Origin of the sequence: Dactylosporangium sp. CS-033363, assembly GCF_050942475.1 — a bacterium.
In the GTDB taxonomy this organism is placed as follows: domain Bacteria; phylum Actinomycetota; class Actinomycetes; order Mycobacteriales; family Micromonosporaceae; genus Dactylosporangium.
In genome coordinates, this window is record NZ_CP192032.1 from 10,287,875 (window position 1) to 10,299,939 (window position 12,065).

Annotated in this window: 9 protein-coding genes; 8 read left to right on the top strand and 1 reads right to left on the bottom strand. The window is 72.0% G+C overall.

Translation table 11 applies throughout. The annotated features are described in order from the left end of the window. The first annotated feature begins 56 nt into the window (after nt 1-56). The 3 genes from mfd to ACQPZ4_RS47465 are packed head-to-tail and all read left to right on the top strand — an operon-like array spanning nt 57 to nt 5,283. Nucleotides 57-3,605: a transcription-repair coupling factor gene (gene mfd, locus ACQPZ4_RS47455; protein WP_433052211.1), complete on the top strand. Its 3,549-nt coding sequence runs from the start codon at nt 57-59 to the stop codon at nt 3,603-3,605. A gap of 38 nt (nt 3,606-3,643) precedes the next feature. After that, entirely contained in the window at nt 3,644-4,327 is a 684-nt protein-coding gene (locus ACQPZ4_RS47460; RefSeq protein WP_433052213.1) for a hypothetical protein, read from the top strand. Nucleotides 4,328-4,332: 5 nt separating this feature from the next. Next, nucleotides 4,333-5,283, top strand: coding sequence for a MazG family protein (locus ACQPZ4_RS47465; RefSeq protein WP_433052216.1), 951 nt, complete (start codon nt 4,333-4,335; stop codon nt 5,281-5,283). 507 nt (nt 5,284-5,790) lie between these two features. On the opposite strand, the gene ACQPZ4_RS47470 is transcribed toward ACQPZ4_RS47465, so the two are convergent. Further along, the gene (locus ACQPZ4_RS47470; protein WP_433052219.1) at nt 5,791-6,609 is read right to left on the bottom strand and encodes a WecB/TagA/CpsF family glycosyltransferase; all 819 of its coding nucleotides are present in this window, start codon (nt 6,607-6,609) and stop codon (nt 5,791-5,793) included. 80 nt (nt 6,610-6,689) lie between these two features. On the opposite strand from ACQPZ4_RS47470, the gene ACQPZ4_RS47475 reads away from it, so the two are divergent. From ACQPZ4_RS47475 to ACQPZ4_RS47495, 5 genes are all read left to right on the top strand, one after another. Continuing rightward, entirely contained in the window at nt 6,690-7,616 is a 927-nt protein-coding gene (locus ACQPZ4_RS47475) for a sulfotransferase (protein ID WP_433052222.1), read from the top strand. After that, the gene (locus tag ACQPZ4_RS47480; RefSeq protein WP_433052225.1) at nt 7,613-8,539 is read left to right on the top strand and encodes a glycosyltransferase family A protein; all 927 of its coding nucleotides are present in this window, start codon (nt 7,613-7,615) and stop codon (nt 8,537-8,539) included. The genes ACQPZ4_RS47475 and ACQPZ4_RS47480 overlap by 4 nt, the downstream gene beginning before the upstream one ends. Before the next feature lie 11 nt (nt 8,540-8,550). Continuing rightward, nucleotides 8,551-9,318, top strand: coding sequence for an alpha/beta fold hydrolase (locus tag ACQPZ4_RS47485; protein WP_433052228.1), 768 nt, complete (start codon nt 8,551-8,553; stop codon nt 9,316-9,318). Further along, nucleotides 9,315-10,514 carry a hypothetical protein gene (locus ACQPZ4_RS47490; RefSeq protein WP_433052231.1) on the top strand — a complete coding sequence of 400 codons (1,200 nt, stop codon included), beginning with the start codon at nt 9,315-9,317 and terminating at the stop codon, nt 10,512-10,514. Before ACQPZ4_RS47485 ends, ACQPZ4_RS47490 begins: the two co-directional genes overlap by 4 nt. A gap of 225 nt (nt 10,515-10,739) precedes the next feature. Further along, the gene (locus ACQPZ4_RS47495) at nt 10,740-11,957 is read left to right on the top strand and encodes an NADP-dependent isocitrate dehydrogenase (RefSeq protein WP_433052234.1); all 1,218 of its coding nucleotides are present in this window, start codon (nt 10,740-10,742) and stop codon (nt 11,955-11,957) included. Nucleotides 11,958-12,065 lie beyond the last annotated feature (108 nt).

Sequence of the window (12,065 nt, forward strand, 5' to 3'; positions counted from 1 at the left end):
GCCGGGGTTGTTTGCTGTGGATTTTCTGGATATTCCGGACATTGGGTGCATTTGTCATGAAGCTTGCCGGACTTACCGAAGCCGCCCTCGCCGATCCCGCTCTCGCCCGCGCGCGCGACCTCGCCCGGGCCGGGCACAGCGACCAGGTCGACCTGACCGGGCCGCCGGCCCTGCGCGCGTTCGTCGCCGCCACCATCGCCGCCGAGCGGCCGCTGCTGGCCGTGACCGCCACCGGCCGCGAGGCCGAGGACCTGGCGGCCGCGCTGGGCTGCCTGCTCGACCCGGAGTCGGTCGCGGTGTACCCGTCGTGGGAGACGCTGCCGCACGAGCGGCTCTCCCCCCGCTCCGACACGGTCGGCCGGCGGCTGTCGGTGCTGCGCCGGCTGGCCCACCCGACCCCCGAGGCGCCCCGGCCCCGGGTCGTCGTCGCGCCGGTCCGCTCGGTGCTCCAGCCCCAGCTCAAGGGCCTGGGCGACCTGGAGCCGATCGAGCTGCGGCCGGGGCTCGCGGCCGACCTCGACGAGCTCACGGTCCGGCTGGCCGAGCTCGCCTACGCCCGGGTCGACCTGGTCACCAAGCGCGGCGAGTTCGCGGTCCGCGGCGGCATCCTCGACGTCTTCCCGCCGACCGAGGAGCACCCGCTGCGGGTCGAGTTCTGGGGCGACGAGGTGGAGGAGATCCGCTCGTTCGCCGTCGCCGACCAGCGCACGATCGAGAAGGTCGAGCGGCTGTGGGCCCCGCCGTGCCGGGAGCTGCTGCTCACCGACGAGGTGCGGGACCGGGCGCGGGCGCTGTCCACCGACCACCCGCAGCTGGCCGAGATGCTCGACAAGCTGGCCGGCGGCATCCCCGTCGAGGGCATGGAGTCCCTGGCCCCGGCCCTGCTGGGCGGCACCGACTCGCTCGAGCTGGTGCTGCACTGCATGCCGAAGGGCACCCACGTCCTGCTGTGCGACCCGGAGCGGATCCGCACCCGGGCCCACGACCTGGTGCGGACCAGCGACGAGTTCCTGGAGGCGAGCTGGGCCGCGGCCGCCGTCGGGGGCAAGGCGCCGATCGACCTCGGCGCGGCGGCCTTCCGCCACCTGGGTGACGTCCGGGCGGCGGCCTCTTCGCTGGGCCAGCCTTGGTGGTCGCTGAGCCCGTTCGCGGCTTCGCCGGATTCGCCGGAGGTGGTGGTCTCCGACGACGCCGTCTCGATCTCGCTCGCGGCGCAGGCCGTCCCGCTGTACCACGGGGAGACCGCGCGGGTCGTCGACGACCTCAAGCGGCTGACCGGCGACGGCTGGCGGGTCGCGCTGGTCTTCGAGGGCACCGGGCCGGCCCAGCGGGCGGCCGAGGTGCTGCGCGGGGCCGATCTCGGGGTCGTCGTTTCCGATGGGATCGCTGCTGTGCCGGCGCCCGGGCTGGTGACCGTCACGACCGGCTCCCTCGAGCTCGGGTTCCTCGACGAGGACGCGCGGTTCGCGGTCATCACCGGGACCGACATCTCCGGCGGGCGGGGCGCGTCCACCAAGGACATGCGCAAGATGCCGAGCCGGCGGCGCAACCAGATCGACCCGCTCGAGCTGCGGGCCGGCGACTACGTGGTGCACGAGCAGCACGGCATCGGCCGCTACGTGGAGATGGTCCAGCGCACGGTGAACGGGGCCGACCGGGAGTACCTCGTCATCGAGTACGCGGCGTCCAAGCGCGGCCAGCCCGGCGACCGGCTCTTCGTCCCCACCGACCAGCTCGACCAGCTCTCCCGCTACGTCGGCGGGGAGGCGCCCACGCTGCACAAGATGGGCGGCTCGGAGTGGCAGAAGGCCAAGTCGCGGGCGCGCAAGGCGGTGAAGGAGATCGCCGCGCAGCTGATCCAGCTCTACGCCGTGCGGCAGAACTCGCAGGGCCACGCCTTCGGCCCGGACACCCCGTGGCAGCGGGAGCTGGAGGACGCGTTCCCCTACCACGAGACCCCGGACCAGCTCGCCGCCATCGAGGAGGTCAAGGCCGACATGGAGAAGTCGGTGCCGATGGACCGGCTGATCTGCGGCGACGTCGGCTACGGCAAGACCGAGATCGCGGTGCGGGCGGCGTTCAAGGCGGTGCAGGACGGCAAGCAGGTCGCCGTGCTGGTGCCGACCACCCTGCTGGCCCAGCAGCATTTCAACACGTTCTCCGAGCGGGTCTCGCAGTTTCCGGTGGAGGTGCGGCAGCTGTCGCGGTTCCAGACCCCGACCGAGACCAAGCTGACGATGGAGAAGGTCACCGACGGCACCGTCGACATCGTCATCGGCACCCACCGCCTGCTGCAGACCGCGACCCGGTTCAAGCAGCTCGGCCTGGTGATCGTCGACGAGGAGCAGCGCTTCGGCGTGGAGCACAAGGAGTTCCTCAAGCAGCTGCGCGCCTCGGTCGACGTGCTGACCATGTCGGCCACCCCGATCCCGCGCACGCTGGAGATGGCGATCACCGGCATCCGCGAGATGTCCACCATCGCCACCCCGCCGGAGGAGCGCCACCCGGTGCTCACGTTCGTCGGCGCCCAGGACGACAAGCAGGTGTCCGCGGCCATCCACCGCGAGCTGCTGCGCGACGGCCAGGTCTTCTACCTGCACAACCGGGTCGAGTCGATCGAGCGGGCGGCCCGCCGGCTGCGCGAGCTGGTGCCCGAGGCGCGGGTCGCGGTCGCCCACGGCCAGATGACCGAGGAGGCCCTGGAGAAGATCATGGTGGGCTTCTGGGAGAAGGAGTACGACGTCCTCGTCTGCACCACGATCGTGGAGAGCGGCATCGACATCCCCAATGCCAACACCCTGATCGTCGAGCGGGCCGACCTGCTGGGCCTGGCCCAGCTGCACCAGATCCGGGGGCGCGTCGGCCGCGGGCGGGAGCGGGCCTACGCCTACTTCCTGTACCCGCCGGACAAGCCGCTGACCGAGCACGCCCACGAGCGGCTGGCCACCATCGCCCAGCACACCGAGCTCGGCGCGGGCATGTACGTGGCGATGAAGGACCTGGAGATCCGCGGCGCCGGCAACCTGCTCGGCGGCGAGCAGTCCGGCCACATCGAGGGCGTCGGCTTCGACCTCTACGTGCGCATGGTCGGCGAGGCGGTGCAGCAGTTCAAGGGCGAGCGGCCCGAGGAGGAGGAGCCGGACGTCAAGATCGACCTTCCGGTCGACGCGCACCTGCCGCTGGAGTACATCGCGGCCGAGCGGCTCCGCCTGGAGATCTACCGCAAGATCGCCGGGGCCAAGGACGACGGGGCCCTCGACGAGATCGTGGCCGAGATGAAGGACCGCTACGGCGAGCCGCCGGAGCCGGTGGCCAACCTGCTGGCGGTGGCCCGGTTCCGGTTCCTGGCCCGCGCCTACGGGCTGACCGACGTGTCGCTGCAGGGCAAGCACGTGCGCTTCGGGCCGCTGCCGCTGCCGGACTCCAAGCAGATGCGCCTGAAGCGGCTGTACCCGGAGTCGGTCTTCAAGGCCGCCGCCGACACGGTCTCGCTGCCCCGCCCGTCGACCCGGCGGGTGGGCGGCGAGCCGATGCGGGACACCCAGCTGCTGGGCTGGGCGGCCGAACTGCTCAAGACCGTGTTGGGTGACCCGGTCGCGGCGTGACCGGGTTCGCGGATTCCTCTGTGGGAGGGTGGTGCACTATGCGTGTTCGTCGCTTCGCCGGTGTCATCGCCCTCTCCCTGACCGCCGGCCTTGCTCTGACAGCGTGCCGCTCGCAGCCGGACGTCGCCGTCTACGTCGGTGACCGCACGGTTTCCGCGGCCGAGGTCGACGCGATCGTGCGCGGCGTCAACGCCGAGGCCGACCGGCGCATCGCCGCGTTCGCCGCCGCCCGGGCCACCGATCCGGGCACCCTGCCGCCGCCGATCGTGCGCACCACCGGCACCGAGGTGGTGTCCCTGATCGTCCTGGCCGACCTGGGGCGGCGGGTCATCGCCGAGCGCGGCCTCACCACCCACCCGGCGCCGGCCGACACGATCGCCGAGACGTTCGCGATGCCGCCGGCCGACCAGTACGTGCGGCTGTGGACGGACTACCTGACCGGCCTGCAGTCGGTCGCGGCGGCCGAGCAGAACCGCCCGCTGACCGACGACGAGGCGGACCGGCTCTACGAGGCGGGCGCGGCCGACCCCGACGTGGACTACGACGAGGCCGTGCACCGCTTCAAGACCCAGCTCAACCTGGCGACCCTGTTCGGCGCCCAGGAGCGTCTGGCCGGCGCGATGGCCGGCGCGGACGTTTCGGTCAACCCGCGGTACGGTCCGGTGGTGCTGCCCGTGGTGCTGAACGGCCGGCACCTGGACGTGGCGTTCGAGGAGGATTGACGTCGGTGTCTCGTAGCGTGGTCCTGCTGGTGACCTCCCCTCGGCTGCCGGCGGGGGTGCTCACCGCGCAGGCCTGGGACCTGGTGCGCGCCCACCCCGTGCTGACCGCCGCCGACTCCGAGCAGACCGCCGCCCTGCGCGCCGCGGGCGCGACGGTCACGGTGGTGGCCCCCCTGGTCGACACGCTGCTGGCGGCGCTGGCCGAGCACGGCACCCTGGTCTGGCTGGCCGCGCCCGACGGCGACGAGCAGCTGGCCCGCGAGCTGGGCCTGCGCCTGGCCCGCGAGCCGGGACTGGCCGAGCTCGAGCTGGTGTACGGCTCCTGGGACCCGGCCGGCGCCCGCCTGCTCGACGCGGTGACCGTGATGGACCGGCTCATGCACCCGGAGGCCGGCGACCCCTGGAAGCGGGCGCAGACCCACGCCAGCCTGGCCCATTTCCTGCTGGAGGAGGCGTACGAGCTCTTCGACGCCATCGCCGACGACGACCCCGATGCGATCCGCGAGGAGCTCGGCGACGTGCTGCTCCAGGTGATCCTGCACGCCCGGCTGGCCGAGGAGACGTCGGACTTCTCGGTCGACGACGTGGCCGGCGACCTGGTGGCCAAGCTGATCCGGCGCAACCCGCACGTCTTCGCCGACACCGAGGTGGGCGGCATCGACGAGATCATCGCCAACTGGGAGCAGATCAAGAAGGCGGAGAAGTCCCGCGCCTCGACGGTCGACGGGGTGGCGCTGTCGCAACCGGCCCTGGCTCTGGCGGCGAAGCTGCTGCAGCGCGTCGCGCGGGCGGGCCTGGACGTGCCGCTGCCGCCGCCGACCACGCTGGGTGGCCAACTGTTCGGCGTCGTCGCCTCGGCGCGGGCCGCCGACCAGGACGCGGAGGCGGCACTTCGCGCGGCGGCTCTGGAGTACATGGAATCGGTGCGCGCCGTTGAACGCACTCCTGGCGCCTGACTACTGCGCGTGACTTTTCGATGATCAACTCGAAGATCGATTAGGACGCGTCGGCTACGCTTGAGGGGTAAAAAAGGAAGGGCCCGCCCACGAGGACGACCATGCCTCCACGGATGCCTGACACTCGACTTCGGGTCCCACGCCCGCTTGGCACTTCGGGGGATTACGGCCCGCCGTTGGCACTCGACCTCGGGGACCGCGCGCGCCTGGCACTTCGGGGACCACGGCCCGCTTTGGCACTCGACTTCGGGGATCGCGGGGCCGCCTTTTGGCACTCGACTTCGGGGATTGCGCCCGCCTGGCACTTCGCGGACCACGGCCCGCTTTGGCACTCGACTTCGGGGATCACGGCCCGCCTGGCACTCGACTTCGGGGACGACGGCCCGCCTCTGGTACTCGACTTCGGGGATCACGCCCGGTGCGCCGGGCGGCGCGTGAGCCGGTGGTGCAGCGACCGGGCTAGCAGCGCCGCGGCGAACGGGGCGTCCTCGCACCCGACCTTGGGGATCACGCCCGGTGCGCCGGGCGGCGCGTGAGCCGATGGTGCAGCGACCGGGCTAGCAGCGCCGCGGCGAACGGGGCGTCCTCGCGCAGGTAGCGCCGGGCCAGCCGGCGTGGCTCCCGGGCCAGCCGGTCGAGCCACTCCAGGCCGGCCTTCTGCATCGCCGGCCGGGCCCGCTGGACGTCGCCGGCCACGAAGTTCACGGCCGCGCCGCAGCCGAGGAACCAGGTGGCGGGCAGCGCCTCGCGCAGCCGCGCGATGAGGTGCTCCTGGCGGGGGAAGCCGATCCCGACGTACACCATCTGCGGCTCGGCCTTGACGACCCGCGCGCAGAGCGCCCGCAGTGCGCGCGGGTTGCGGTCGAAGCCGAACGGCGGGCAGTGCGCGCCGGCGATGCGCAGGCCCGGGCAGTCCGCGGCGAGCCGGTCGGCGGCCCGGTGTGCCCCGTCGCGCTCGCCCGCGGCGCCGGCCGGCGTGCCGCCGAGGACGAACACGCTGCCGCGCCGGCTCGCCAGGCCGCGGGACAGCGACCAGATCAGGTCCGAGCCCGCCACCCGTTCGGGGAGCGCGCGGCCGGCCAGCCGGGCCGCCCACACCAGCGGCGCGCCGTCGGCGACCACGAGATCGGCCGCGCTGAGGTGGGCGCGCAGGGCCGCGTCGCGCGCCACCTGACGCAGGATGTCGACGTTCGGCGTGACGATCCAGCCGCCGCGGCCCCGGTCGAGGGCCGCGAGCACGCGCGCCACCACCTCGTCCTCGGTCAACGGGTCGATTGCCAGTCCACCCACGGGGACCCGCCGGGTGTGGGAGTAGCTGCGCAGCATCGTTCGTCCGCAATTCCTCGTTAGACCTCACAGATGCCAGCGAAACTGGCATATCTACCAAAACGACCAAGGAGGACGCTTTGGTACGCGTTCTGTTCCTCGGGGGGCTGGGTCGAAGCGGCACCACGCTGCTCGAACGCCTGCTGGGAGAACTGCCCGGCGTGTGTCCGCTCGGGGAGGTGGTGCACCTCTGGGAGCGCGACATCGCCGGCGACGAGCGCTGCGCCTGCGGCGACCACTTCTCCGACTGCGGCTTCTGGCAGGCCGTCGGCGAGAAGGCGTTCGGCGGCTGGCAGCACGTCGACGTGTGGCGGGTCCTCGCGCTGCGGCACGCCGTCGAGCGCACGCGGCACATCCCGCGGCTGGCCAGCCTGCGGATGAGCCCGGCCCATCGGCTGCTGGTCGAGGAGTACGCCGACTGGTACGCCCGGCTGTACGAGGCGGCCGCGATCGTCTCCGGCGCCGACGTGCTCGTGGACTCCTCCAAGCACGCCGCGCTCGCCTACTGCCTGCGGTTCGCGCCGAGCATCGACCTGCGCGTCGTGCACATGGTCCGGGACAGCCGCGGCGTGGCGTACTCGTGGACGAAGAAGGTCTCGCGGCCGGAGACGGACAACGCCGAGGAGATGACCCGGTACTCCCCCGGCCGCTCGGCGCTGCTGTGGAACGCGCACAACGTGGCGTTCTCGGCGCTGCACCGCTGTGGCGTGCCGGTGCAGCGGGTGCGGTACGAGGAGCTGCTCGACAAGCCGGAGGAGACCTTGCGCGAGCTGTCCCGGTTCATCGACATCAAGCCGGGCGGACTGCCGTTCCTGCAGGACGGCGTCGCGACGCTCGGCGCGTGCCACAGCGCGGCCGGCAACCCGATGCGCTTCACGGTCGGGCCGGTGCCGCTGCGCCGCGACGACGCCTGGCGCACGGCCCTGCCCCATCGGCAGCGGCGGGTCGTGAGCGCGCTGACCGCGCCGCTGCTCGGCGCCTACGGCTACCGCGGGGAGGTCCGATGAGCACCGGCGGGCACTGGCCGAGCGTCGGCGTCATCATCCCCACCCGCAACCGCCCGGAGCTGCTGCGCCGCGCAGTCGCCGGGATCGTGGCCCAGGACTACCCGGGGCCGGTCCGCACCATCGTGATCTTCGACCAGCACGACCCCGACGCGAGCCTGTGCCGCGGCGGGGACCGGCCACTGGACGTACTGCCGAATCTGCACAAACCCGGATTGGCCGGAGCGCGCAACACGGGCATCGTCGCGCTCGACACCGACCTGGTGGCCTTCTGCGACGACGACGACGTGTGGCTGCCGACCAAGCTGCGCCGCCAGGTCCACGCGCTGCAGCAGCGCCCGCAGGCCGAGTTCTGCACCTCGGCGATCGAGGTCGAGTTCGCCGACCGGCTCACCCCGCGGCTGGCCGGCGCCTCGCTGGTCGGGCTGGACGACCTGGTCCGCTCGCGGATGGCGATGCTGCACTCGTCGACGTTTCTGGTACGCCGCGCCGCGTTCGCCCCCGACGAGATGGGACTCGTCGCCGAGGACGCCCCCGGCAGTCAGAACGAGGACTGGGACCTGTTGCTGCGCGCGGCCAAGCGCGGCGAAATCGTGCATGTCGACGAGCCGCTCGTGCGCGTGTTGTGGGGGCGGACGTCGATGTTCGCGTACGAGTACGCGACGAAGATGGCCTCGCTGCGCTGGATGATGGGCCGCCACCCGGAGATCGCCAACTCACAGACCGGAGCCGGCCGCGTGTACGGCCAGCTGGCCTGCTGGTCCGCCGCCACCGGCGACCGCCGCGAGGCGTGGCACTGGACCAAGGCCGCGATGCGCTCCAACTGGCGCGAGCCCCGGGCGGCGATCGCGATCGCGGCGGTGACCGGCATGGTGAAGGTCGAAAGCGTCCTCGGGGCCCTCCACCGGAGGGGCCACGGCATCTAGGCTCTTGCTCCATGAGGCTTCACGTTCGCGTGCACGGCGACGGCCTCGCGGGGACGCCGTTTCTGCTGGTGCACGGCCTGTCGTCGAACGCCCGGCTGTGGGACGGGGTGGCCGCGCACCTCGTCGCCGCGGGACATCCCGTGCGCGCGGTCGATCTGCGCTCGCACGGGGAGTCGCCGAGCCCGCCCGACGGCTACGACACCGCGACCGCCGCCGCCGACCTGGCTTCGTTGCTCGCTTCGCTCGGTGCGGCGCCCAGCATCGTGGCCGGGCAGTCCTGGGGCGGGAACGTCGCGGTACACCTGGCGGCTCTTCATCCCGAGCACGTGCGGGCGGTGGCGCTGGTCGACGGCGGCTGGATCAACCTGCCCGCGCAGTTCCCCACCTGGGCGGCGTGCGAGGCGCGGCTGCGGCCGCCGGACGTCAACGGGCTGACCGCGACGGCGCTGCGCTCGCGGCTGCGGGCGGCGCATCCGGACTGGGAGCCGTGGGCGATCGAGGCGACGGTGTTCAACCTGGTCGTGCACCCGGACGACTCGCTGTCGCGGCGGCTGCCCATTCCCGCGCACATGCGCATCGTGCGCAGCATGTGGGACGACCCGCCGCAGCCGTACTACCCGCGCATCGGCGTGCCGGTGCTGGCCATTCCGGCCGGGTCGCACCCGCCGGACCTGGGCGGGCTGCGGGATGTGCGCGTCCGGGCGTACCCGGGGGCCGATCACGACGTGCACGCCCAGCACCCGGCCGACGTCGCCGCCGACCTGCTGAGCCTCGCATGACCGGGCTCCTCGTGATCATGGGCTCCGGCGAGACGGCGCCGACGATGGTGAAGCCGCACCGCGAGATCTTCAAGCGCTGCGGGGACCGGGCGGCGGTGCTGCTCGACACGCCGTACGGCTTCCAGGAGAACGCCGACGACATCTCGGCCAAGGCGGTCAAGTACTTCGCCGACAGCACCGGCCGCCGGCTCGCGGTCGTCGAGTGGCGCACCACCCCGGCGCCCGGCCTGCCGCTGGAGCGCGCGCTGAGCGGCCTGCGGGAGGCCGGCTGGCTGTTCGCGGGCCCGGGCAGCCCGACCTACGCGCTCCGCCAATGGGCAGAAACGCCGATCCCGGGTGTACTGGCCGAGGTCCTCGAGTCCGACGGTGTGGTGTGCTTCGCGTCGGCGGCGGCGCTGACGCTCGGCTCGCATACGATCCCGGTGTACGAGATCTACAAGGCCGGCATCGATCCGCACTGGGTGCCGGGCCTGGACCTGTTCCACCGGATGACCGGGCTGCCCGCCGTGATCATCCCGCACTACGACAACGCCGAGGGCGGGCACCACGACACCCGCTTCTGCTACCTGGGCGAACGCCGCCTCGCGCTCCTCGAGCCACTGCTCCCGGCCGAGTCGTTCATCATCGGCATCGACGAGCACACGGCGGGTCTTTTCGATCTTGCCGCCGGTACCGTCGAAATCGTCGGCAACGGCGGCCTGACCCTCCGCCGCGGCGGCGTCTCGCAGCGCTGGCCCGCGGGCACGACCTTGCCGTTCTCGGTGTTCTCGCCGTCGTCCTCCTTCGTCGCGTCCGCGCCGGCGCCTGTGGTCTCGGTCGATCCGCCGCCGCTCACGTCCCTGGCCGCGTCGACCCTGGAGACGACGGCCCGCTTCGAGGCGTCGTTCGAGGCCCACGACCCGGACGGCTGCGTGGCGGCGGCGCTCGACCTGGAGCAGGCGCTGCAGGACTGGATCGCGGACACCGACGTCTCCGACGAGCGGGAGCAGGCCCGGGCGGCGCTGCGCGGGATGCTGGTGCGGCTGGCCTCGTTCGCGGGTCCGGACCGCTTCACGCCGCTGGTCTCCGCCCTGGTGGAACTGCGCACGGCGGCGCGTTCGGGGCGGGACTTCGCCTTGAGCGACTCCTTGCGGGACGTGCTGGGCTCGGTCGGTGTGACGATTCAGGACACTCCTGGCGGCACTTTGTGGGTGTAGCGATAAGTCGGGCGCTCCGCGCCGCGACTTATCGGACATATCACGATTTTTAGGTATCCTGCGGCGTTATCGCTGGTCAGCGGGCCTTTGGCGTGGCGCGGGGGCCGAGTCGGGGGTTCGGCCGGGGATGCAGTACGCTCGTACTGCTAAGCGAGGATTCAGCGAGGACTGCCCCGCGGCGGCGGAGACCCCCCGTTGAGGCAGCGCGAGAGGAGCGCCCGGCCGATGGCGAAGATCAAGGTAAACAACCCTGTCGTCGAGCTCGACGGCGACGAGATGACCCGGATCATCTGGAAGCAGATCCGCGAGCAGCTGGTCCTGCCCTACCTCGACGTCGATCTGAAGTACTACGACCTGTCGATCGAGTACCGCGACCAGACCGACGACCAGGTCACGATCGACGCCGCGAACGCCATCAAGCAGTACGGCGTGGGCGTGAAGTGCGCCACGATCACCCCCGACGAGGCGCGCGTCGAGGAGTTCTCGCTCAAGAAGATGTGGCGCTCGCCGAACGGCACCATCCGCAACATCCTCGGCGGCGTGGTCTTCCGCGAGCCGATCATTATGTCGAACGTCCCGCGGCTCGTCCCCGGCTGGACCAAGCCGATCATCATCGGCCGCCACGCCCACGGCGACCAGTACAAGGCCACCGACTTCGTCGTCCCCGGCCCGGGCAAGGTCACCGTCACGTACACCCCGGCCGACGGCGGCGCCCCGATGGAGTTCGAGATCGCGAACTTCCCCGGCGGCGGCGTGGCCATGGGCATGTACAACTACGACGACTCGATCCGCGACTTCGCCCGCGCGTCGTTCCGCTACGGCCTCGACCGCGGCTACCCGGTGTACCTGTCGACCAAGAACACGATCCTGAAGGCGTACGACGGCCGCTTCAAGGACCTCTTCGCCGAGGTCTTCGAGGCCGAGTTCAAGGACGAGTTCGCCAAGGCCGGCATCACCTACGAGCACCGCCTCATCGACGACATGGTCGCCGCCGCGCTGAAGTGGGAGGGCGGCTTCGTGTGGGCCGCCAAGAACTACGACGGCGACGTGCAGTCCGACACCGTCGCCCAGGGCTTCGGCTCGCTCGGCCTCATGACCAGCGTCCTCATGACCCCGGACGGCAAGACCGTCGAGGCCGAGGCCGCGCACGGCACGGTCACCCGGCACTACCGCCAGTGGCAGAAGGGCGAGAAGACCTCGACCAACCCGATCGCGTCCATCTTCGCCTGGACGCGTGGCCTCGCCCACCGCGGCAAGGTCGACGGCACCCCCGAGGTCACCAACTTCGCCAACACCCTCGAGCAGGTCTGCATCGACACCGTCGAGGGCGGCCAGATGACGAAGGACCTGGCCCTGCTGATCTCGCGCGACGCCCCGTGGCTGACCACGGACGAGTTCATGAACGCGCTGGACCAGAACCTCGCGAAGCGCCTGAGCGCCTGACACAAGCGCACAGCACCGCCGGCCCCGCCCGGAACCCCACAAGGGTTCCCGAGCGGGGCCGGCCCCTTTTCGGCAGCATCCCCCCGGCGACCCCGCGGCGTCCCCTCC